Consider the following 22,811-nt stretch of genomic DNA (forward strand, 5'->3'; position numbering starts at 1 on the left):
GAGTTATTAGGAAAAATAGTTCTAATTTAACAGTAAAAAGACTTACTTGCTGTTAAACGCGGTATTTTCATTATCTATGCTGTAAATGGTCCAGCGCTCATTTGCAAATTGCTGTTGTGCAAAAACTTCAGCAACCACTCGACGATTTAGTTCGCGACCTTCAGCAGTATCGTTTTCAGAGATAGGGCGGCTTTCACCATAACCAATGCCTTTAACTCTGCTCGGATCAATTCTGAAGCTGTCTATGAGTACATTTGAAATGGCTGATGCTCGTTGTTGAGATAAGTTTAGGTTCAATTCGGCTGACCCATCGCTGTCAGTATGGCCTTCAATGACAACGTTGCTGTTTGGGTTGCTCTTGAGGAAATCAGCAAGGCTTTTAAGTTCGCTGTAAAAGCGAGGCTTAATATCAGATTTTCCAGAGTCGAAAAGAACATTTAGTTCCACAGACAGTAGCTTTGTTACCTGGTTAGAACAGCCATTGTTATCAATGGCCGCACTTATGGGTGTGCCTGGGCAAAGGTCTCTAGCATCAATAACACCATCTTTGTCTGCATCAGCAAGGCGAGGCTGTATATCAGAGGTATAGAGAGTCTCTGATGCAATAGTGTAGTGTGTTTGAAAGGCAAACAACATACTAACAATGCTGATGATTCGAATAGGTAACTTCATGCTCAGACCTTATACAGTGCTTTCATGCAATAAGATTAAAAACAAACAAGCGAAATAGCCAACAGATATTTGTAAGTTTGTTTATTTTTTCGCTTTTTGTGTAATCTTTTGTAACTACCAGCTGCCTGTGTTATCCATAGATGCCCAAGGCTCGGCACTTTCAAGAGCGTCGCCCTTTTGTAGCAATTCAATTGAAATGTTATTTGGATCTTTAATAAACGCCATATGGCCATCTCTTGGTGGGCGTAATATTGTAACACCGATGGATTGGAGTCTTTCGCAGACCTGATAAATATTCTCCACTTCGAAAGCCAAATGGCCAAATTGATCGCCTCCAGTGTAGCTTCGATCACTCCAGTTGTGAGTGAGCTCCACTTCAGGTGCACCTTCTTCGGTTGCATAGTAAATAAGCGAAAACTGACCCTTCTCGCTGTCCATGCGCCGAGTTTGAATTAAGCCTAGTCCCTTTGTATAAAAAGTGTGGCTCTCTTCCGGTTTATCGGTTCTTATCATGGCGTGTAAGTAGCGTATAGACATACAGGATTCCTGTTGTTTGTGTGTGTTTGGAATAGATGAGTGTGACTAAGAGGGCCAATTAATGCAGTAAAATTAGCTAGGTTCAACAAAGGAGTTTAAAAATTCTTTTTACCTTCTTATTCCTCCCAGACCCACCTCAGAGGCTCACCAAAATCATCATAAATGACTTTTTTCTTTGGCTTCTTTTTGACGATGACTGGTGTCGTGGTTTTCTTATGCTTTTTTTGTTGGATGGCGGCGACTACGTGGTTTAATGGCGTTCGATTTTGTTTCGGCTCACTAAAGCCAATGTGACTCGTGTTATACTTGCCATCAATTAATCCAGATTCTCCCATATCAACTTGCTGGATCGAACCATTCCTTTCAATAAACTGATCGACCAATGATTCAAGCTCTTTGCGTGTGTCTTTTTTTGTTGTTTTTGGTTTTATCATGGTGATAGGAATGGAGAAGATCCTGCTGTCGATGGGTTAAATATTGACCGTATTCTATTCATATTAAACGTAAGAGGTGGCTGATGTCTATTAGCAACTTAATTGTGCATGAGATTCAAAAACAACAAGGTGAGCGCAAAGCCATACTGATTGCTCGGCCTAACGAAAACCCTATCGATGATCAAGCAGAAACCTTGTTTGCTCAAGTGACAAGTTTATTTAACCGGTCCGGAATGAATACCGGTCGCTTTGCCAATCCGCAAGGCAGTGTGGATGGGGCACAATTGCCCGCTTTGTTGACTAAGTATTTTAAAGAGGACGCTTTTACCGACTTTCCCAGTTTTACACGTGAATGTGCTGCAAATTATCTGACCTATTTAGAGCCTGTCGAAGAGGTCGCTGGTGGCTTGTTATGGTTCAATCATTACGAGTTACATGGCACACATTTCCTTTATATTGTGATGCTTAAGCGAAAAGAGGGCATTGGATTAAGTGCTGACCTTAGTTTGTCTCAAATTGAACAAATTGAAGTCGAGAAATTGCACATGTCTTTGCGGATAAACTTAAGTGCGTGGCAAGCTGGCGATGAAGGGCGTTATATTTCTTTTCGTTTTGGTCGGGCTCCCAAACATGAAAGCGAATACTTCACTCAATTTATTGGATGTGATGAGCCTAAAGTTGCAGCGAAAGAAACGCGAAAATTAGTAGATTTGACCTCGGCATTTTGTCAGTCAGAGGGCTTGGCATCAAAGCAGGCTAATGAATTTAAAAAAGTAGTGGCAGAGCAATGCCAGGCGAAGGCAGAAGAAAGAGAGCCGTTAGCGATAAAAGACATAGCTTCTCAGGTTGCGTCGCGTTTTTCGGTAGAACAGGCGAATAAATTTTTAGAAATAGCGGACTCTGACTCCTTTAAAATGGAACAAGAAATCTTTGTGGAAAAGGCAGCACTTAAAAAGCTGACAAGATTGTCTGGCAGCTCTCGCGCCCTTACGATGAGTTTTGACAGTGACTTATTGGGTGAATCAATAGTGTTCGATGCGGATACTGGCACACTAACGATAAAAGAGCTCCCAAAAAGCCTACTTAAGCAGCTTCAGTCCATGTCTAATTAAATTGTTTCGACAGCAGGGCTAAATTTAGGCTGTGTTGTCGAGTGCACCTAAAGCCCAAGCAAGGTTTCAAGTTCCGCCATAGAGTCAAAGCATTCGCTTGCACCTGCTGTTAGCTGTATTGCTTTGTCTACGCTTTCACTAAAAGCGAGCACCTTCATGCCGGCGGCACGGCCGGCGCCAATTCCTGCTACTGAATCTTCGATAACCAAACAATCCTTGGGTAAAACACTAAGCGCGGCCGCAGCTTTTAAGTAAAGGTCGGGAGCAGGCTTTCCATTTTTCACATCCTCCACGCAGAAACGAGTAGCAAATCGTTGGCTCAATTGTATTTTGTGAAGTTTAAATTCCATTTCTTCGCGACGGGCATTAGTGGCCATCGCAATGGGAACTTGTATTTTTTCCAATAGTTGCAGGACACCTTTGATTGGTGTGAGTTTGTTGTTGATGGCGTTATGGAATTGTTGGCGATAATTAGCATCAAAGTCTACAGGTAAGGCTCGACCCAAAAGCTTTTCTGCGTTTGCCAAGTTTTCTTGGTTGGTAAAGCCGGTGAATTGCGCGTGCAGTGTTTTGTCGTCTAGGTGTAAGCCTTGTTCGATTAAAAGAGATTTGAGTATTCTGTTAGAAAGCGTTTCCGTATCGACAATAACGCCATCACAATCAAAGATAATTGCTTTGTAAGAATAAGCCATAACGATAAAATCCATATTGAAGCTGTGTTTGGATAGTAACGAATTCTTATGACAGAAAGAAAGGGCGGGTTGTTATTTTTATCCCTTGGAAAAGAAGTGTTTACGATAACTTAGTGACTGCTTATTATGAGCATGAAAAAGTAGATGATTCTTATAGCTAAATAATTAATGACTTAATTGTCCTGCTTGTGCAGGGGAGTGGGTGAGTTTTTTGGCCCGTTTAATGATCGAGGTTAAAAATACCAATGAGGCTTTGACTATTTTAGCGCGAGCCTGACGGCGACGTTGGATTTTAGCCGAGTTGTCTGTATAGCCCCATTTAGCTAAAAGTGCTTCATACTGTTCTTGTGAGTCCATGATTATCTCCTGTTGATTTACTTAAAAAATGTTGTTTTATTACAACAAAAAGAAGTGTAAGGGGGAGATGATTATCGAGCAAACGATCGTTTTTCATCTGTTTCGTTAGTTTTTTTCATCATATAGATTGTATCTAGGAGTTGTCTTGTACCAACCGTTAGAAGGTTTTTCAAAAAGCTGGATATTTAAACGCAGCGACCCAAGTGTTGCGCCTGAAGATGTTGCTCAAATTAAGATGTTGACTGAGTTGGCGGCGAGAGAAATTTGGCGTAACTACATTAGTGCTGATCAATTGCATCCGGATCATTTCTCGACACAAGATTGGCAACAAAAAGAGGCTGCTCAGGTGCCAAATGGTAAGCTGCTGTGGGAAAAAGCATGGGACAGCGATCATGACGATTTGCCTGAGCTATTATTGGCGCACTTTTCTGCATGGGGAGAAGATACGACGGTTTACTTTTGTTGCCATAATGAGTTGGTGTTTGAAATGCCCTGGGGGGTGTTCAAAAGAGTTTGGAAGGCATGTTTATTTCTGGATAATGGCCCAGTTTTGGTTGGTAAGAAAAAGAAGCAAGCAGCTCAGTTCCATTCAAATGGCTGGGTGAACTTGCTCTATCGCGTGTTCTAAGTTATTAAATTACGTTATTTTCTTTCACACTGTCAGCTCATTGCCACGCTTTCGACTTGCTAAGCAGCGCTCATTAAACAAAGTGTAGTATTGAAGTAGTGTGTCGCTTTGAGTGTTGTGACCTAGTGCAGACAGCAGCATAGCCGTCACTTCTGCGGTAGCGAATTGCATTTGATGCTTTGAGTGGCGTACAAGGAATGAGCGTTGCACATCACTGTTTAGCTCAAGGTGTGGAAGTGCTTTAAGCCATTCACTTTGATGAAACATTTTACTAGCCTGCTTCCAAGTACCATCCAAAATAACAAAGGTGTGTTTAGTATTATCTGGACATTGTTGAATGGGCAGGGCTCTTTCTGACCGTTTCTGCTCTTTTGCTTTGTCTGTGCGTGGGAATAAAACGGTGCAATTATTTTGAGCTTTTTCTAGCGAAGCCAACAATGCCTTTGATGGCTGGGTTCTATCCCATAGAAATGCTTCAGTGTCGTGGGGGAAGAGGTCTGCAATCAGTCGACCACTGTTCGTGGGTTTGTGAATTTCGTCACGGTGAAATAACAAGATAAAATGAATGGGAGATGTTTGGCTTGTTCGGTTAAAACAAAAGCAAGCAAACTCTGCCATAAGGCAATTTTCACAACGACGGGTATTAGAACCTCTTGCTAAAAAGGGTCTTGTGGAGTCGACTCTGCATTGCTCGCGTAATATATCGACACTGTGCTTGTAGGCTGTCATAGATGGAAGAGGCTGCACTCGAAATTTGAGCAATTATTATCTCCCTTTCTTTCAAAATGTCTAGGTCAGTTTGCTTTGTTTCGAATGTTTCAGATCGTAAACAAAGTCCTGTCATATTGGTTTTTTTCACTAAAACCTTACATAAAATATGCAAATACCAAGGAATGCTTACAAAGCTAAGATTTGCTTCTGTTCGTGGTTCTTTAGTCGCGATATGGTGACAGATATTATTTTTTAGGTATGAGTTGTTTATGGGTCGTTATATCTCTCCGGTTTTGTACATTCTGCTTATGTTGGTCGGGTGTGTAGCATTTATTTCTATTGCCGGAGTTCGTGTTGGTATGTTTGAGCCAACGACCGGATTTTCTTTATTGCGTAAAAGCGTTTTTGCCTCCTTGATCTTATCTATTTTGGCAGCTTTGTCTCTAGGGGTTTGCCGTCGAGAGTCTAACCCTGCTTACAAGCGCTTCTTCTCCCTTGTGCTCATTGTTTCAGTGGCCTACAGCATCATGTGGATAGGTTTTTACATACAGCGCATAAACTTGCCTAAAATTAGCGATATCACTACAGATACCGTCATGCCGCCAGCTTACTTAAACGTTAATTTCATCCGAAAATCCAAAGAAAACGACCTTCACTACGATGCCGATTTTGCACCTATTCAGCAAGAGTATTACCCAGATGTGCAGCCTGTTTTTTCTGATAAAGACAAACCCTATGTATACGCTCTAGCTGTAAGGCTTGTACAAGAACGTGGTTGGGAAATTGTTGCTCTGTATTCAGCCGCCGGTATTATTGAAGCTACAGCACGCACACCCATTTTTGGCTTTCGTGATGATGTGGTAATTCGAGTGGCGGATTTTAAAGATGGCGAAGTGAAGGTGGATATGCGTTCTTGCTCCAGAGTGGGGAATGGAGATTTTGGCGTCAACGCTCAGCGAATTGAATCCTTTATGGCAGACTTGTCATTGGCGCTTGAACGGTCTGATATGCCAAACATGAGCTCCGTTCGTTAGTCGACTTTTAGTGCTGCTCATTTGCTTTACGATAAGGGCCTTCGTAGTCAAATAATCGTTCTGTAACTTGCCAATATTGTTTCATTTTCTTTGCGATAACAAAGTCTGGAAAGGGTAGGTATTCTAAAAACTGTGTGACATCTTCTACTTTTTCAAACTCAATGACGTGGCTTCCATTAGCTAATCTTCTCGCAAATTGCTCATTAAACACCTTTCGTGATTTATTTAAATTAAATCGAAAAGTCTCTGATAAGGTGACACCATCTTCATCATGGTAGACGATCTTTAGTGCTTGTTTGTTTTTATCCAGTTCTGTTGTGATGCCCGAACAGCGTAGTACCTTATTGTTTTTTAAGTTGAGAGCGTTGCGGAGTAGATCATCTGGATCGATGAGTTTTTCGTCACAGTGTTGGCACCGACGGGCGGCAATGTCGTTTTCTTCATTGCAATGGGGGCAGCGTTTAAAACGGAAACGATAAGCGCATTGTGCTTCCCCTTGCTCTGTTTCGACCAAGCCATGACAACGTCGCCCAAAATGTTCTGACACATTACCTTCTGAGTCTTTTCTTCCCCAAAAAGTGTTGGCAAAATCACATTCAGGGCAGTGGATTTGTACCGCCACAGAGTCCGGAGTAGGGCGTTTTTCACCGATTTCTGGCTGAAAAATATCATAGCCATTATTGGTGTAATCCAATACTAGGCAGTCTTTTTTACCAGGGCTCAAACGTAAGCCACGACCCACAATCTGCTGAAACAGGCTAATGGACTGAGTCGGTCTTAAGATTGCAATCACGTCCACATGGGGAGCATCAAACCCTGTGGTTAATACCGACACATTGACCAAAAATTTGATCTGTTTGGCTTTAAATGCCGAGATAATGCTATCTCTTTGTTTGAGTGCGGTTTTGCCTGTGATCAGTGCAGTATTATGGTTGGGCAAATAACCGACAATTTCCTCGGCATGATCAATGGATGAGGCGAAAATCATTACCCCTTGGCGGTGTTCACTTAACTGTACAATTTGCTCGCTAACCGCTTGGGTAACGCGAGGGTGCTTGTGAATGAGTTCGTTTAAGGCTATGTCGTCGGTGTTTTGTTCCCCATCAAGACTCTCGGTGAGTAAACTAAAATCATAATGGGTGATGGCAGCGTCATAATGAATAGGAGGGGTTAAATAGCCTTTTTTGACCATGTGCTGCAAGGGTAACTCGAAAATACAGTCGCTAAAAAAGGCATCAGTGACGGCTCGAATATAGCCGTGGTAGTGCCGTTTATAGATCCAGCCACTGCCGAGACGATAAGGTGTTGCGGTTAGGCCTAAGATTTTTACCTTTGGATTGAGCGCTTTGAAGTGCTCAATGGCTTGTTGATATTGGCCGCTTTCTTCCATGGCAACACGATGGCATTCATCGATAATAATGAGGCTAACAGGATCATTGAAGGCGTTTAGGTTGCTGGCCATGGATTGAATGCTGGCAAAGGTGGTTTTAGACGCGTGATTCTTTTGATTTAGACCCGCCGAAAAAATACCTGCCGTGGCGCCCGTGGCTAAAAATTTGCTGTGATTTTGTTCCACTAATTCTTTTACGTGAGCCAAACAAACGACTCGACCCCGAGCAAGGCGGCTTAGCTCGGCAATCACCAAGCTCTTTCCTGCGCCCGTGGGCAAAACAATAACCGCTGGATCGCTGCTTTGACGAAAATGCGACAAAGCCGCTTCAACGGCTTGTGTTTGGTAATCCCGTAATTTAAAAGTGTGATTTGTCGTCATAGCGTATCGAAATCTTGGTGTGTTGAAGGGGGCGCTGCAGTACTATAGCCGTCACGGTGATTTTGCCTTTTTGACAGTGATTAATCTATCTATGCCTACCCTTGAACCCGACTTAAATCGTCTTTATGTTGAAAATTCCATCCCAGCTTTTAGCCGAGAGGCGCCTTTTTCTTCATTACTAATGGATTTGCAAACGCAGGGTTGGAGCGTACAGGATGATTTTTTTTCAACTGGATTTACCCAGGCGCTCAAAGATGAGGCAGAAAACATTCAAAATGCTTTTATGCTACAAGCGGGAGTGGGGCGCAAGCAAGATCATCAATTGGTATTGGACGCGCGACGTGACTACATTCAATGGATTGACCCAGATAAACCGATACGGAAAGACTTTTTGCGTACCATGGAAGAGCTTCGCATTGCGTTAAATCGACGACTTTTTTTAGGTTTGTTTGATTATGAGGCGCACTTCGCTCGTTACGAAAAAGGCGCCTTTTATGAAAAGCATTTAGACGCCTTTAAAGGTGAAAGTAATCGAATTTTGTCTACGGTTTTGTACCTTAATGACGACTGGCAAGATGGCGATGGCGGAGAGCTGGTGATTTACGATGAAAACAACCCCGATATTGAAATAGGTCGTTTTTTCCCAAAAAAAGGCCGCTTGGCGGTTTTTCTGAGTGAATGCTTTCATCATGAAGTGATTGTCGCCAAGCGCACTCGACACAGCATCGCAGGGTGGTTTCGAGTGAACAACACCACAAGCATGACGCTTGACCCAGATCAATAAAAGTACGGTTATATTCCCTTGAATCCTGATGTTTATAGGCTGTTTGCCTCGAAAATACATCGATAAGTCTCTATAATGCGCGCCTTGTTTAATTGCTCTGGTTTTACGTTCCAGATCGCATAGGAGAAAGTATGTCTAAAGTTGTTGTGTGTGCCTTGTATAAGTTTGTTGAATTGCCGCATTTTGAATCTCTGCGTGAACCCTTATTAAATACCCTTGAAGACAACGCTATTCGCGGTACCTTGCTATTGGCCAGCGAAGGCATCAATGGCACGGTTGCGGGTTCTCGTGAAGGCATCGATGCCTTGTTAGCTTGGCTAGATCAGCAGCCTGGCTTAGAAAATATCGGCTACAAAGAGTCTTACGACGAAGACATGCCCTTCTACCGTACAAAAGTAAAACTGAAAAAAGAAATCGTCACCATGGGGATTCAAGGTATAGACCCTAAGCGTGTTGTGGGAACCTATGTAAAACCTTCCGATTGGAATGCGTTGATCTCCGATCCCGATGTGATGTTGGTCGACACCCGTAACGATTACGAAGTGCAAATTGGCACCTTTAAAAATGCGGTGAACCCAAAAACCGATACTTTCCGCCAGTTCCCAGGTTATGTGAAAGAGAATATGGACCCAGCGAAGCAGAAAAAAGTCGCCATGTTTTGCACCGGCGGTATTCGTTGTGAAAAGTCCACGGCTTACATGCTAGAGCAAGGCTTTGAAGAGGTGTACCACCTTGAGGGCGGCATTCTAAAATACCTTGAAGACGTGCCAAAAGAAGACACCATGTGGGAAGGCGAGTGCTTTGTGTTCGATAACCGCGTTTCGGTAAACCATGACCTTCAAAAGGGCGAATACGACCAGTGCCATGCTTGTCGTATGCCGATCACGGAAGAAGAAAAACAAAGCGAGCATTATGTTCAGGGCGTCAGCTGTGTACATTGTATCGATAAGTTTACCGATGAACAGCGCCAGCGATTTATCGAGCGTGAACGTCAAGTGCAATTGGCTCGCGCTCGAGGCGAAGAGCACATTGGAGCCGAAGTCTTGGATGCCGTAGAGAAGCATCGCGTTGAAAAAGCCCTCGAAAAAGAGCGTCAACGTAAAATACGCGAAGCGCAAGCCAGCTAAATCGATTGGCTTAATCCTTGTTTTTGTTACGACTTTTGTTTGCTGCAAACAATACAGTGAGCAAAAGTCATTCTAATCTTTTATTTTAGATCTTTATAACGTCATTTTTTGTTATTTCTTCCCTTTCCTGATCACCTCGTAAGCGATGAGTGGTTCCGAAATGCTTCGTACTGCCGTACAATGAAAAACCGCTTTTTTATCAGCCAGTACCCATCATGAGTTATCAAGTTTTAGCACGTAAATGGCGCCCGCAAACCTTCTTAGAAATGGCTGGGCAAGACCATGTTCTTCAAGCGTTGGTCAACGCACTACGCCAACAGCGTTTGCACCATGCGTATCTGTTTACCGGCACCCGTGGCGTGGGTAAAACAACCATTGCACGTATTTTCGCCAAATGCTTAAACTGTGAAACCAACGGTATTTCTCCTGAGCCATGCGGTACCTGTGACAGTTGCCGTGAAATCGCCGAGGGTCGTTTTGTCGACCTGATTGAAGTGGATGCGGCGTCTCGAACCAAGGTCGAAGATACTCGCGAGCTGCTGGAAAACGTACAATATGCACCAACTCGTGGGCGCTTTAAGGTCTATCTGATAGACGAAGTTCACATGCTCTCGACTCACTCCTTTAACGCCTTGTTGAAAACGCTAGAAGAACCGCCTGCACACGTTAAATTTTTATTGGCGACCACAGATCCACAAAAACTGCCCGTGACTGTGTTGTCACGTTGTTTGCAATTCAACCTTAAAAACATGTCGCCACAACGGGTGGTGGATTATTTGCAAACCGTATTGAATACAGAAGAAGTGAGTTTTGACCAGCCCGCCTTGTGGCAAATCGGCCAAGCGGCTAATGGCAGCATGCGAGACGCGTTGAGCTTAACCGATCAAGCCATTGCTTTTGGTAACGGGACCATTTCTGAATCTGGCGTTACGGCCATGCTGGGCTTGGTCAATCAGACACAAATTCTAGATTTATTAGAAAGTGTGGCGGCAAAAAACGCCGCACAAGTGTTATCACGCATCGAGCAGCTTGCGGATTATCAGCCTGATTTTGGCGCTATTTGTGGCAGTTTATTGGATGTGTTGCACCGTGTAGCGATCGAACAGCAGGTGCCGGGCGCGCTGGTGGATCAATTGGGAGATTTGCCTCGAATTCAAGCGGTAGCGTCCAGCGTCAGCGCCGAAGAAATTCAGATGATGTATCAAAGCTTGTTGATCGGTCGACGTGATTTGCCGCTCGCTCATTCGGTTCGTGCGGGTTTTGAAATGCTGATGCTAAGGCTTATTGCCTTTCGCCCTGCGCCGCCCATGATGGTGAGCCATCAAGCGGCACCGATCACGAACACTGAGACATACGAAAAGACTTACGAAGAGGCTCAACCAAAGCCGGTTGTAGCGTCTGAGCCGCCTCCAGTAGATACGCAAGCGCCCGTTGAACCTGAGCCAACCGCCATAGCAGTAGAAAGCAAAACAACAGCCCAATTGCAGGCCGAGCGCCCACCTTGGCAAGATTCGCCAAGCTCAGATGAAAAAAAAACAGCGGTTGAGGTCGCGCCCGTTGAAAGTGTAGCGCCTCAAACCCATATAAATGACACCGAGCAAGTGGCGTCGCCGGCGCCGAGCGATCATGTCGAGCCAAAACAACAGGAACAGACGCCTTTCGTGGCGGCGACATCGTTTGCCGATGATGACAGCATCAGCGATGAAGACGAGGATGAGGAAGAAGCCGAAGAGCAAGCGATCGCCGATGTGACCGATCCTTTTAATCCAGCGGCGGATTTAGTCGATGCGTTGGCCGCAGATCCTGTACCGTCAGAGAGTGAATCATCCGACGAGACGAGTTTAGAAAGCACCGGAATGGATACTCGTCTGGCGAAGGTGCCAGACACCATTGCCCAGCCGGCATTAGGGATGCCTATGCCAGAACTGGCGCATTTTCAAGACTTAACCATGAAGCTTTGGTGGTTGGTGGCGCCGCGTTTGAGTCTGACAGGCTTGGTGCAAAATATTGTCATGAACTCGAGTTTAGTTGATGCTAGTGATCAAGGTATTCGCTTGCAAGTGCCTTTAGAATATGGGCACATGTTGAACCAAGCACGATATGAACAGGTGCAGTCGGCACTGAGTGATTTTTTCGCTATGGCGGTGCCTCTAATCATTGACACGGTGGAAGACACCAGCGGCGTGACCGCAGAAGAATTTGCCGCGAGTAAGCGCGCTGAGGCCTTACAAGTGGCTATACAATATTTGAATTCACATCCCGTTGTGCAAGCCCTAACGACAACCATGGGCGCACAATTGGTATACGATACCGTCAAAGTTAAAGCTTAATTTGGAGAGCAAAGATATGTTTAAAGGTGGAATGGGTAACATGATGCGCCAAGCGCAACAAATGCAAGAAAATATGCAAAAAGCCCAAGAAGAAGTGGCAAACATGGAAGTAGAAGGTCAATCCGGCGCGGGTTTGGTTAAAATCCTGATGACTGGTCGCCATGATGTAAAACGCGTTTCTATTGACGACTCCCTTGTGGGCGATGACAAAGAAATGCTAGAAGATTTAGTCGCTGCTGCGATTAACGACGCGGTACGTAACATTGAAGTCAGCCAAAAAGAAAAAATGGCCGCCGCCACAGCGGGTATGTCCTTGCCACCTGGTTTTAAAATGCCATTCTAGGAGTGGAATTTGTTTAGTCCCTTAATTAAAGAATTGATTGATTCGTTGCGTTGTTTGCCAGGCGTTGGCCCAAGATCGGCGCAAAAAATGGCTTTGTATTTACTCGAACGTGATTTTCAAGGGGCAGACAGGTTAGCGAATGCGCTGCGAGAGGCGCTCGATAAAGTCGGGCGTTGCTCCAGTTGTCGCATTTTGACAGAAGAATCAGAGTGCGAGATTTGCCAAGATCCCGAGCGAGATGCAAAGCGTTTGTGTATTGTTGAAACCCCGGCGGACGTGGTCGCCATTGAGTCGGCAGGCACTTACACGGGGCGTTATTTTGTTTTGCTGGGGCATTTGTCACCGATAGATGGCATTGGCCCAGAAGAATTGGGGCTGGATCGATTAGAAGCCTTGGTTCAGCACAACAGCGTGGAAGAGGCGATTATCGCCACCAATTCTACGGTAGAAGGTGAGGCAACTTGCCATTATATCGCGGAAAAACTAAAAACATTGAACATCAATGTAAGTCGTATTGCTCACGGTGTTCCTATGGGCGGTGAGCTGGAATACGTTGATGGCAACACTCTGGCGCTCGCGCTGGAGGGACGGAAGACACTCTAATATGAATGATCAAGATGATACTCTGGCAATTGTGTGGGTTGGTGACAATGAATCCTTGGCAACCTGGTGTGATTACTGGGCGCAATTGCCGGTCATCGCTGTTGATACCGAGTTCATTCGTCGAACCACGTATTTTCCAATTACCGGCTTGATCCAAATTAGTGAGGGCGACAAAGCCGTACTGATCGATCCTTTGACGATTGACGAATGGGCGCCATTAAAAGCCTTGATGGTCAATCCTGCGGTGATGAAAGTATTTCACGCTTGCTCAGAAGATTTGGACGTGTTCGATCGACTACTTGGCGTGCTTCCAACCCCGTTTTACGACACCCAAATCGGCGAAGCTTATGCTAGCGCCCAATGGTCGCTTAGTTATGTGAAGCTGATTCATGAATACTTGCACATTGAAGTGGCGAAAGACGAAACCCGTTCTGACTGGACACAACGCCCGCTAACCGATGCGCAAAAGCGTTATGCCGCCCTTGATGTGGTGTACTTAGCTAAAGTGTACCCGATGCAAATTGCCCGTCTGCAAGAGAAAAACATGCAGGAGTGGGTGCTAGAAGACTGCGAGTCGCTGAAATGGCAATATCAAATGAATTCCGATCCTGAGCAAAACTGGGATGGTATTAAAACCGCGTGGCGCTTATCGCCGGCTGGGCTGACTTTGTTGCGTTTGCTGTTCATTTGGCGCGATGAGCAAGCGCGCCAAGAAAACGTGCCAAAGGGTCAGATATTAAAAGATCGCACTCTTTGGTCGTTGGCAAAAATGTTACCGACTCACCACAAAGCCGTGTCCGACGCCGAAGAACTAACGGGCAAGCAGCATCGTTTGTATGGCGAGGTGATTTTAGAAAAAGTCGCTTTGGTGAACCAACTCTCGCCAGATGAATACCAGCTGCCACTAGAAATGCCTTTGCCATCTCAAGCGGGTGAACTGACCAAATCGATTAAGGCTTTTATTAGACAGAAATCTGAGGCGTTAAACATCGCCCCAGAGGCCATGATGAAACGCAAATTACTCGATCCTTTGGTGCGTCATTTGTTTGATGGCTCTGACATTGATTGGGCCAATCCGGCGATGACCGGCTGGCGCCGCGATGTGATCGTGAACCCAGTACTAGAAAAATTCAAAAAATAGCAAATGACCAAATAAGGTCAAGAGAGCATTATGAAGCAACATTTAATTGTCGAAGTCTTTCGTTCTTCCAAGCACGATGGCATGTATTTGTACGTAGAAAAGAAAATCGGCTTGAAAGACATCCCAGAAGACTTAATGTCTCGCTTCGGTAAGGGCGTGAGTGCTATGACCATGTTGTTGACGCCGGAAAGTAAATTGGCCCGTGCAAATGCACAAAGTGTCATTGAAGGGCTTCGTGATAAAGGCTTTTATCTGCAGTTACCACCAGCGAAAGACGATTACCTACTAGACCTATATAAAACGCCGACGCAAGCGGTGTACTGATTATGATAGCAAAGCGTTATGAGCCTTTTTGGAAAACCACGCCCTTGTCGCAAATGACCAAAGATGAATGGGAATCCTTGTGCGATGGGTGTGGTAAATGTTGCTTGCAAAAACTGCAGGACGATGAAACCGAAGAGGTCTTTTACACCAATTTGTCCTGCAAGCAGCTTAACATTGCGACTTGTCAGTGTAAGGTTTATGAATCGCGACAAGCTAAAGTCGCCGACTGCATAACGCTTACGCCCGATCAGATCGATGATTTTCAGTGGTTACCAGATACTTGCAGTTATCGTGTATTGCATGAAACCAAGGAGCTGCCAAACTGGCATCCTTTGGTAGTGGGCAGTCGCAAAGAGATGATGCGCCAGGGATTAACGGTTGAACATTACGCCGTGAACGAATCGACAGTCGACGAAGAAGAGTGGGATACTCATATCATTAAGTGGGTGCATGGTATGCCAGAACCTTATGATATGAATACGTGATTATTTAACGGTCTTAACATTAAGTGCGTCACAAATGGAGTGTGTCAACATGAAGTGGTTGAAAATCAAGGCAATCTTGCTAACGACAGCGCTCTTGTCTTTATGGACGTCTTTCGCTGTGGCGGACACGCAATTTCGTATCATTGTTGATGCCTCTGGCAGTATGCAAACCAGCGATCCAGACAGGTTAACCTCTGAAGCTTTGCGTTTGCTGTCAGAGCTTTCTCCCGACGAAACCAGCAGCCTAGGTGTTTGGTTATTTGGGGAAGAGCCTAGAGTCTTGTTGCCAGAGTCTCTTGTTAATGACGACAGCCGCGCGACCTTAGCGCGTTATGTGAGCCACTATGTGACGCAAGATGTGAAAACTGATTTAGAAGCGATTCTCCGTCTACTTTTAGACACACCCGATTCTGAAGATTTATCTTTAAACATAGACCGACATTGGATTCTAGTAACCGATGGTTTTGTCGATATCAGCTTAGATGATGCAGTAAACAAAGCCTCTCGTGATCGTATCTTGTCGGAGCTAGTCGGTGAATTGAACGACCTGAACGTGCATTTGCACACAGTATCCATGACCGGTTACACAGACAAAGCGCTACTAAATGCCATCTCTTTGCAAACCAATGCAAGCCACACAGAGGTCGCGGTGCCTGACGATTTACTCGATACCTTTGACTGTATTTTCTCTCAAGCGCTGGTTTCCAATGAACTACCTTTAGATGGCAACCGCTTTTATGTAGACGAGTCCATAGAGCGCTTATCTTTGCTGACGTTCCATGAGCCTGGCGTCACACCCGAATTACTTCACCCCGATGGCAGCTCATTGCTATTGAGTAACCGCGAAGCGGTGTCTGTCAAAGAATCGGCGCATTACACCATTATTGAATTGTTAAAGCCTGAAGTGGGCGATTGGCAAGTTAATCAAGCAGATATGAATCGTACTCGTGTTCGTATTGTTAGCCCACTGACTATTCAAGCGACGCCTTTACCAACCGTGGTGTTTCAGAATGAACCGATCGCAACCCAAGTAAGTCTTCTGAGAGGCAGTCAGCCGCTAAATGCGACGCAAACATTAATGCGGTTAAATGGCGATTTAAAAGAAACGCTTTATACCCAATCGATGACACAAAATGCTGAGCAATTTGAGCAAACGTTGTCGGGCATTGAGTCCCCAGGTCACTATGAACTTCGCACCGAGATCAACGGTGCTGGCGTATTCCGCCAAATCAGCCAAGTTATAACAGTGTCACCGGCTATTGAGCTTACAGGCAGCTTATCTGGTGGCAATCTGGTGTCCTTTTCTGCCACGCCAACTATTGATCAACTCGATCTCTTACGTTCCGAGTTGACGCTAGAACTCTCGTACAGCAATGGCACCACTAACACAGAAACTATGTCGCTGTTAAATCAAGGCTATTGGGAAAAAATTATTCCCGTAGTAGCGGATGATAATGTGACAGTGCAAGGTCATTTTAGGGGTGTAACTAGCCGCGGTACGACGTTTGATTATTTGACACCTACTTGGCGCTTTGCCCGAGTGGGTGACGCTGCTCCCAGTGTCGGTTTAGTTCAAGCAATAACCCAAGTCGCTGCAGTGCTTCCAGATATGGCCGGCAATAAAAATCTAGCACCTATGCAAATAGCGCCAACCTTTACTTTGGTAAACAGCGACGATATCGAGGATTCAGAGATGTCGCAAGGCGAGCCTAAGGTGGCACCTAAGGTCGAAAAAGTTATCGCCAGTGCGAGAGACTTATCGTCAACCAATGCCTCTCTTTATCTTGCGATAAGTGGCGTGGTATTGATTATTTTTATCGCAGTATGGTGGTATCGCCGCCAGAAACATCAATCCCTTAATCAAGATGGTTTAGACAATGTGTGAGTTATTGGGCATGAGCGCCAATGTACCAACAGATATTTGCTTCAGCTTTTCAGGTTTGCGTGCTCGTGGCGGGCGAACCGGCCCGCACAAGGATGGTTGGGGTATGGCTATGTATCGCGACGGTTACGTGTGGGCTGTGCACGACCCAAGGCCGAGTGCCGATTCAGATATGGCTGAAGTAATGAGCCATTCATCGTTAAAATGTGACATTGTGATTAGCCATATTCGCCAAGCCAATGTTGGTGCTGTTTCTTTGTTAAATACCCATCCTTTTAGTCGTTTATTATGGGAGAAAACTTGGACGTACGCCCATAACGGCCAATTGGAAAACGTCAATGACTTGCCGGTTGAGCGCTATCACCCTTTGGGGAATACGGATTCAGAACGTGCTTTTTGTTGGATTATCGAGCAGTTACAAGCACGATTTGGGGATCAGGAACCTGGTTTGGACGACATTTCAACATTGTTGTCAGAATTGGCGTTGCAACTCAAAAGCCGCGGCGTGTTCAATATGATGCTTTCTGACGGCGTTCGATTGTATTGCTTTTGTACCACAAAACTCCATTGGATCACTCGACGTGCGCCGTTTAAACAAGCCACCTTGTCTGACGAAGATGTCATCATCGATTTTAAAGAAGTCACTACCGACAAAGATGTCGTCACCGTCATCGCTACGCAGCCTTTAACCCAAGATGAAACATGGAATCAAATGCAGGAAGGTGAGCTGTGTGTTTTTGAAGGCGGGGAAGTGGTGTTTCAGATCAGGCCAAATCTTTAAATTTTTGGTTTGCATGATTTAATGAGTGTCGAAGCAAAGCCATTCACTCGACACTATCGTTTGACCTCGCTCATTGGCTTTGCTTCGACCCATTTAATGACTTTGTTATTCAACAATCATCAAATTAAAACCATTTACTCGACATTGTCGTTTGACCTCCCTCATTGGCTTTGCTTCGACCCATTTAATGACTTTGTTATTCAATAATCATCAAATCAAAACCATTCACTCGACACTATCGTTTGACCTCCCTCATTGGCTTTGCTTCGACTTCTTAACCTAAATATCTTTAAGCTCGTATGTAACTCCAGCCATCGGCTTGTTGGTGAGCAAGGTATTGAACGGCGGCGGCGACAAGTTTCACGTCTGGTTGAGCCGTGAGAGATTGTGCTTGTAGGCTGTTACGACAAAGAACTAATCGAGCTAATATGTCGGCGTCTGTGAGGGTAACCGCAAGGGCTGCCGCTGGGCCATTGACGACGATTTCAACCTGGGCGTTTGATTCTAGTTTTAACAAATTACGCGCGTTATTTTGTGCGCGTTTCAATGCATCCACTGTCGGTGCATGAATAAGTAGTTTCGTTACGGACATGGTGCTCTCCTTTTAAAGATTAAAGTGCGTTTGTAGTGTATTGAGCGATTTTTTGTAAGGCGTTTGTGTCACCTTTCTATGTGAATTGTAAAATACCTTATCCAGACATTTTTATTTCATTTTCTGCTATTCTTGCTCGCCTTTTAGTCTTTACAGAGTGTGCAAGATGATTAACGACAACGATGTGATCGAAACCTTAGAAGAGCTTGAGGCGTTTTTACGTCTAATTGAAATTGGCGGTCTTGGCTTAGCCAATGTGGAAGGTGTCGCATTAGCTACGAATAACGCCAATGGTCGACCTTTTATTGCTGTGTTAGACGATAAACAGCAGCTTTTATTAGGCCGTTGGGTCAGCGCAGACGTATATGAAAACGGCAAAGATATGGTTCGTTACGGTACAAAAAAACTGCATTAATGATCATCGAACGGGCATTGAAAGCCGCTTTACGTCAATGCTTCCATTCTAACTCATTGATGGGTATTGATGTTAGAATTGGCCATTATATCGTTAGGCGATGTGCGATCTATCAAGATATCTGATTAGGTCAGCACCCAAAACACAGGATACTTTTTTAGTCGTATGCAAAATCCTCCACTGATGACCCGTGATCGTCATCTCATTGAGCGCAAACAGCAGCAGCTCACTAAGCGCCAAAAAGACGGTTTGCCCTTTGACCGAACGCAAACTGAGTTAAATACTATGATCGAGCAATCTGAGACGCTTTATCAGACGCGCTTGTCTCGTATGCCGAAAGTAACTTATGACGAAAGTTTGCCGGTTGCCGCACGTGCTGACGAAATCATCAAGGCGATTCAAGACAATCAGGTAGTGATTATTGCGGGTGAAACAGGCTCAGGTAAAACTACTCAGTTGCCCAAAATGTGTTTGCAAGCGGGTCGTGGGGTCGCTGGTGTTATTGGTCACACTCAACCAAGGCGTTTAGCGGCGCGCAGTGTAGCCGAGCGTATTAGCGACGAGTTACAGGTGAAGTTGGGTGAGCAGGTGGGTTTTCAGGTGCGCTTTAGCGATGAAAGCACCGAAGAAACGCTGATTAAGCTGATGACTGACGGTATTTTACTCGCTGAAATCCAACAAGATAAACGCCTTTATAAATACGACACCATCATCATAGATGAAGCCCATGAACGCAGCCTTAATATTGACTTTTTGCTCGGTTATTTAAAGCAAGTCTTGGCCGCAAGACCAGATTTAAAAGTTATTGTCACTTCAGCCACCATTGATGTGGAGCGCTTTTCACAACATTTTGACAATGCGCCTATTATTGAAGTGTCTGGTCGAACCTACCCAGTGGAAGTGCGTTATCAACCTTTGTTAAGTAAGTCGGATTCAGAAGAGCTCGACGAAGACCAAAGCATGGAGCAAGGCGTGCTGGATGCGGTTGAGTTACTCATCGCCGAAGAGCGTCAATCTGGTTATCGCGGTGCCGGTGATATTTTGGTTTTTTTGCCCGGTGAACGGGAAATTCGCGAAACCGCCGAGATACTGCGTCGCGCTGAGCTAAGAGCCACCGAAGTTTTACCGCTCTATGCCCGTTTGAGCGCCAGTGAACAACAGCGTATTTTCAAGTCACATGGCGGTCGTCGTATTGTGTTGTCGACCAACGTGGCGGAAACCTCATTAACGGTGCCTGGAATCCGTTATGTGATTGACCCTGGCTTGGCGCGTATCAGTCGTTACAGCGTGCGTTCAAAAGTACAGCAATTACCCATTGAAAAGATTAGTCAAGCCAGTGCGAATCAGCGTGCAGGGCGATGTGGTCGTGTGGCCGATGGTATTTGTATTCGATTGTATGATGAAGCGGATTTTAATAATCGTGCTGAATTTACCGATCCTGAAATTTTCCGCACTAATTTGGCGTCGGTTATTTTACAAATGGCCAGTCTCAAGTTAGGTGCTGTGGAAAAATTCCCCTTCGTAGAAATGCCAGAAAAGCGCATGATTAACGACGGTTATCGAGCGTTGACTGAGTTAGGGGCGCTGAATAAAGATCGTTTAACACCGATTGGTCGTCAGTTGGCTAAGTTGCCCATTGACCCTAAATTGGGTCGTATTTTGATTGCGGCAGAACAACATAGTGTGCTCAAAGAAGTAGCGATTATCGTCAGTGCATTATCTATTCCAGATCCTCGCGAGCGACCTCAAGATAAGAAAACTCAATCGGATCAAGCTCATGCCGTAGACAAAGACGAAGATTCTGATTTTGTTGTGTTTCTTAATTTATGGGAGCGCTACGAAGAGCAGCGTCAGGCTTTGTCGCAAAATCATTTGCGCCAGTATTGTCGTAAACAATTTTTGAATTTCATGCGCATGCGCGAATGGCGAGATATTCACCGCCAAATTATGATCGCTTGTAAGCAGCTCGGTTTCAAGGAAGTGCAACACGAGGAGCGCCACTATGAAGCCATTCACCGCTCTTTGTTGGCGGGCTTGTTTACTCAAGTGGCAAACAAAATGGAAGACAGTAAAGAGATGCTAGGATGCCGTTCTCGTAAGCTGTCGATTTTTCCAAACTCTATGTTGTTTAAAAAACCACCCCAGTGGATTATGGCGGCCGAGCTGGTGGAAACCAGCAAGTTATATGCCCGTGTAACAGCGCGAATTGATCCTGCATGGATCGAAGAATATGCGGCGCCGTTTGTGAAGCGTCAATACTTTGATCCGCATTTTGAGCGCAATCAAGGCCGAATTATGGCCAACGAGCAAGTGTCTTTGTATGGCTTGATCGTGGTGGCGAAACGTCGAGTGGATTATGGACAAATTAACCCAGAAGAAGCCCGAGAGATTTTTATCCGCTCTGGTTTAGTAGAAGGGGAGCTGCGAACTAAGCAGGCGTTTTATCGCAAAAATAAGGCCTTGATCGAATCTTTAGAGACACAAGAAGCCAAGCTACGTACCCGCGATATTTTAGTCGACGATGAAACCGTGTTTGCTTTTTATCATTCGCGCTTACCGGAGACCGTTCGAAACCAAAAAAGCTTGGATTACTTTGTTAAGAAGTCCCCTGATATTCTGTTAATGACACGTGATGATTTGATCAATCAAGAGGTGAGTGTTGATGATCAGGCATTCCCCGACTCTTTTGGGTTGCATGGTGTGGCATTACCGATAGATTACAAATTTGACCCAGGTAAAGCCACCGATGGCGCGACCTTAAAAGTGCCTGTAGGTTTGCTCAGACAATTGAGCTTGGAAGATTTAGGTTGGGCTGTACCGGGGTTTATCAAGGAGCGTTGTGAAGCATTATTGCGTGCTTTACCAAAAGCCTTGCGACGTCGTTTTGTGCCGATTCCTCCCTTTGTTGAGCGTATTTATCCGAATCTTTCGAGAGACAAAGGCGACTTGCTGGAACAGTTAAGTTTGCAAATTAAGCGTGAAACCTTGATTGATATCCCGTTAAACGAATGGAATGCCGACAAACTCGATTCCCATTTGACCCTGAATTTAGAAGTGGTAGACGAGCGTGGCAAAGTACTTGGTGTGGGTAAAAACTTGGCGCAATTGCAAAGCCAATTCAGTGACCTAGTAGATGAAAGTTTCGCTAAGTTTGGTACCAAACAGCATGAACAAGAAGGTTTAACGACGTGGCCTGAGCAAGGTATTCCTGAGCGACAAGAGATCAAGCAAGCCGGCATTAAAGTCACGGCTTTTCCGGCCTTGGTGTCTCAGGGTGACAGTGTGTCGTTGAAAATGTTTGATGATCAGAACACCGCGATCGAAACCCATCGCAAAGGGGTGATCACTTTATTAAAGCTGATGCTCAATAAAGAGGTTAGGTATTTGCAGAAGAATTTACCTAAACTGAAAGAGTCCATGTTAATTTTTGCTCCTTTGGGTAAAAAAGAAACTTTGTTAGAAGACTTGCTAAATGCAGTGTTAGATAAGGTGTTTCTGGATGGGCGCCCCTTACCTCGTAGTAAAGCTGAATTTGAACGTTGTGTGTCCACACACAAGTCGCAACTAGTGACGGTCGCTAACGAGATGGCCACTCAGCTTTACCGAGTGTTGTCTTCTTACCAAGGGGTGGCGAAAAAAATGAAAGGATCTGTGCCGTTGCCATGGACGCGAGTATATGGTGACATCAAATTTCAACTTGAGCAGCTGATTTACCCAGGCTTTATTGGCAATACCCCCTTGTTTTGGTTGGGGCAGTTACCACGTTATTTTAAAGGTATTGAAGTTCGACTAGAGCGGTTTCAAAATCATTTGAACAAAGAAAATGCCGCCGTGTCTCAATTAGAAATTTTATGGCAAACCTTCGAGCGTCAAAAAAGAGCGCACCACGACAAGGCCCTGTATGATCCAGAGTTGATTAAATACCGTTGGATGTTAGAAGAATACCGAATTTCCTTGTTCGCCCAATCGGTCGGCACATTGGAACCCATTTCAGATAAGCGTTTAGCAAAACAGTGGAACGAAGTGAAGAAATTGGTTTAATAAATCAGTGATTAA

The 22,811-nt window shown here is 44.9% G+C and carries 23 protein-coding genes; 15 read left to right on the top strand and 8 right to left on the bottom strand.

The window, feature by feature from the left end; translation table 11 throughout:
- Positions 1–42: 42 nt before the first annotated feature.
- The 3 genes from J9B83_RS02965 to J9B83_RS02975 form a co-directional block, all read right to left on the bottom strand.
- Positions 43–672 (bottom strand): OmpA family protein, encoded by a 630-nt coding sequence (locus J9B83_RS02965; protein WP_211535242.1) that lies wholly within the window; start codon positions 670–672, stop codon positions 43–45.
- Positions 673–786: 114 nt separating this feature from the next.
- Positions 787–1,209 carry a VOC family protein gene (locus J9B83_RS02970; RefSeq protein ID WP_211535243.1) on the bottom strand — a complete coding sequence of 141 codons (423 nt, stop codon included), beginning with the start codon at positions 1,207–1,209 and terminating at the stop codon, positions 787–789.
- A gap of 116 nt (positions 1,210–1,325) precedes the next feature.
- Positions 1,326–1,643: a hypothetical protein gene (locus J9B83_RS02975; protein ID WP_211535244.1), complete on the bottom strand. Its 318-nt coding sequence runs from the start codon at positions 1,641–1,643 to the stop codon at positions 1,326–1,328.
- 83 nt (positions 1,644–1,726) lie between these two features.
- On the opposite strand from J9B83_RS02975, the gene J9B83_RS02980 reads away from it, so the two are divergent.
- On the top strand, positions 1,727–2,755 hold the full coding sequence (locus J9B83_RS02980; RefSeq protein WP_211535245.1) for a nucleoid-associated protein: 1,029 nt from the start codon (positions 1,727–1,729) through the stop codon (positions 2,753–2,755).
- Positions 2,756–2,802: 47 nt separating this feature from the next.
- On the opposite strand, the gene J9B83_RS02985 is transcribed toward J9B83_RS02980, so the two are convergent.
- On the bottom strand, positions 2,803–3,447 hold the full coding sequence (locus J9B83_RS02985; RefSeq protein ID WP_211535246.1) for an HAD family hydrolase: 645 nt from the start codon (positions 3,445–3,447) through the stop codon (positions 2,803–2,805).
- A gap of 165 nt (positions 3,448–3,612) precedes the next feature.
- Positions 3,613–3,804, bottom strand: coding sequence for a hypothetical protein (locus J9B83_RS02990; RefSeq protein WP_211535247.1), 192 nt, complete (start codon positions 3,802–3,804; stop codon positions 3,613–3,615).
- A gap of 145 nt (positions 3,805–3,949) precedes the next feature.
- On the opposite strand from J9B83_RS02990, the gene J9B83_RS02995 reads away from it, so the two are divergent.
- Positions 3,950–4,432 (top strand): DUF2947 family protein, encoded by a 483-nt coding sequence (locus tag J9B83_RS02995; RefSeq protein ID WP_211535248.1) that lies wholly within the window; start codon positions 3,950–3,952, stop codon positions 4,430–4,432.
- 24 nt (positions 4,433–4,456) lie between these two features.
- Here J9B83_RS02995 and J9B83_RS03000 read toward each other — a convergent pair whose 3' ends face one another.
- The gene (locus J9B83_RS03000) at positions 4,457–5,161 is read right to left on the bottom strand and encodes a tRNA-uridine aminocarboxypropyltransferase (RefSeq protein ID WP_211535381.1); all 705 of its coding nucleotides are present in this window, start codon (positions 5,159–5,161) and stop codon (positions 4,457–4,459) included.
- Positions 5,162–5,412: 251 nt separating this feature from the next.
- Between J9B83_RS03000 and J9B83_RS03005 the strand changes: the two genes are divergently transcribed.
- Positions 5,413–6,177 carry a DUF1499 domain-containing protein gene (locus J9B83_RS03005; protein ID WP_211535249.1) on the top strand — a complete coding sequence of 255 codons (765 nt, stop codon included), beginning with the start codon at positions 5,413–5,415 and terminating at the stop codon, positions 6,175–6,177.
- A gap of 7 nt (positions 6,178–6,184) precedes the next feature.
- On the opposite strand, the gene J9B83_RS03010 is transcribed toward J9B83_RS03005, so the two are convergent.
- On the bottom strand, positions 6,185–7,948 hold the full coding sequence (locus tag J9B83_RS03010) for a DEAD/DEAH box helicase (RefSeq protein ID WP_211535250.1): 1,764 nt from the start codon (positions 7,946–7,948) through the stop codon (positions 6,185–6,187).
- 76 nt (positions 7,949–8,024) lie between these two features.
- On the opposite strand from J9B83_RS03010, the gene J9B83_RS03015 reads away from it, so the two are divergent.
- The 10 genes from J9B83_RS03015 (at position 8,025) to J9B83_RS03060 (ending at position 17,748) form a co-directional block, all read left to right on the top strand.
- On the top strand, positions 8,025–8,732 hold the full coding sequence (locus tag J9B83_RS03015) for a 2OG-Fe(II) oxygenase (RefSeq protein ID WP_328797688.1): 708 nt from the start codon (positions 8,025–8,027) through the stop codon (positions 8,730–8,732).
- A 131-nt stretch (positions 8,733–8,863) separates the two neighbouring features.
- Positions 8,864–9,859 carry an oxygen-dependent tRNA uridine(34) hydroxylase TrhO gene (gene trhO / locus J9B83_RS03020; RefSeq protein ID WP_211535251.1) on the top strand — a complete coding sequence of 332 codons (996 nt, stop codon included), beginning with the start codon at positions 8,864–8,866 and terminating at the stop codon, positions 9,857–9,859.
- 215 nt (positions 9,860–10,074) lie between these two features.
- Positions 10,075–12,189, top strand: coding sequence for a DNA polymerase III subunit gamma/tau (gene dnaX / locus J9B83_RS03025; RefSeq protein WP_211535252.1), 2,115 nt, complete (start codon positions 10,075–10,077; stop codon positions 12,187–12,189).
- 16 nt (positions 12,190–12,205) lie between these two features.
- Positions 12,206–12,532, top strand: a complete 327-nt coding sequence (locus J9B83_RS03030) for a YbaB/EbfC family nucleoid-associated protein (protein WP_211535253.1) — start codon at positions 12,206–12,208, stop codon at positions 12,530–12,532.
- Positions 12,533–12,541: 9 nt separating this feature from the next.
- Positions 12,542–13,135, top strand: coding sequence for a recombination mediator RecR (recR, locus tag J9B83_RS03035; protein ID WP_211535254.1), 594 nt, complete (start codon positions 12,542–12,544; stop codon positions 13,133–13,135).
- A 1-nt stretch (position 13,136) separates the two neighbouring features.
- A complete protein-coding gene (gene rnd, locus J9B83_RS03040) occupies positions 13,137–14,276 on the top strand; it encodes a ribonuclease D (protein WP_211535255.1) in 1,140 nt (379 codons plus the stop codon).
- Positions 14,277–14,306: 30 nt separating this feature from the next.
- Positions 14,307–14,600 carry a YcgL domain-containing protein gene (locus tag J9B83_RS03045; RefSeq protein ID WP_211535256.1) on the top strand — a complete coding sequence of 98 codons (294 nt, stop codon included), beginning with the start codon at positions 14,307–14,309 and terminating at the stop codon, positions 14,598–14,600.
- A 2-nt stretch (positions 14,601–14,602) separates the two neighbouring features.
- Entirely contained in the window at positions 14,603–15,085 is a 483-nt protein-coding gene (locus J9B83_RS03050) for a YcgN family cysteine cluster protein (RefSeq protein ID WP_211535257.1), read from the top strand.
- Positions 15,086–15,134: 49 nt separating this feature from the next.
- Positions 15,135–16,970: a vWA domain-containing protein gene (locus J9B83_RS03055; RefSeq protein WP_211535258.1), complete on the top strand. Its 1,836-nt coding sequence runs from the start codon at positions 15,135–15,137 to the stop codon at positions 16,968–16,970.
- The gene (locus tag J9B83_RS03060) at positions 16,963–17,748 is read left to right on the top strand and encodes a class II glutamine amidotransferase (RefSeq protein ID WP_211535259.1); all 786 of its coding nucleotides are present in this window, start codon (positions 16,963–16,965) and stop codon (positions 17,746–17,748) included. Before J9B83_RS03055 ends, J9B83_RS03060 begins: the two co-directional genes overlap by 8 nt.
- 289 nt (positions 17,749–18,037) lie before the next feature.
- Here J9B83_RS03060 and J9B83_RS03065 read toward each other — a convergent pair whose 3' ends face one another.
- Complete coding sequence (locus J9B83_RS03065; protein WP_211535260.1) at positions 18,038–18,340, bottom strand: DsrE family protein; 303 nt, start codon at positions 18,338–18,340, stop codon at positions 18,038–18,040.
- Between the two features lie 166 nt (positions 18,341–18,506).
- Between J9B83_RS03065 and J9B83_RS03070 the strand changes: the two genes are divergently transcribed.
- Complete coding sequence (locus tag J9B83_RS03070; RefSeq protein ID WP_211535261.1) at positions 18,507–18,755, top strand: hypothetical protein; 249 nt, start codon at positions 18,507–18,509, stop codon at positions 18,753–18,755.
- A gap of 165 nt (positions 18,756–18,920) precedes the next feature.
- Entirely contained in the window at positions 18,921–22,796 is a 3,876-nt protein-coding gene (gene hrpA / locus J9B83_RS03075) for an ATP-dependent RNA helicase HrpA (protein WP_211535262.1), read from the top strand.
- The last annotated feature ends 15 nt before the right edge of the window (positions 22,797–22,811 follow it).

The sequence above is a fragment of the Marinomonas vulgaris genome (assembly GCF_018145875.1).
Taxonomy (GTDB): domain Bacteria; phylum Pseudomonadota; class Gammaproteobacteria; order Pseudomonadales; family Marinomonadaceae; genus Marinomonas; species Marinomonas vulgaris.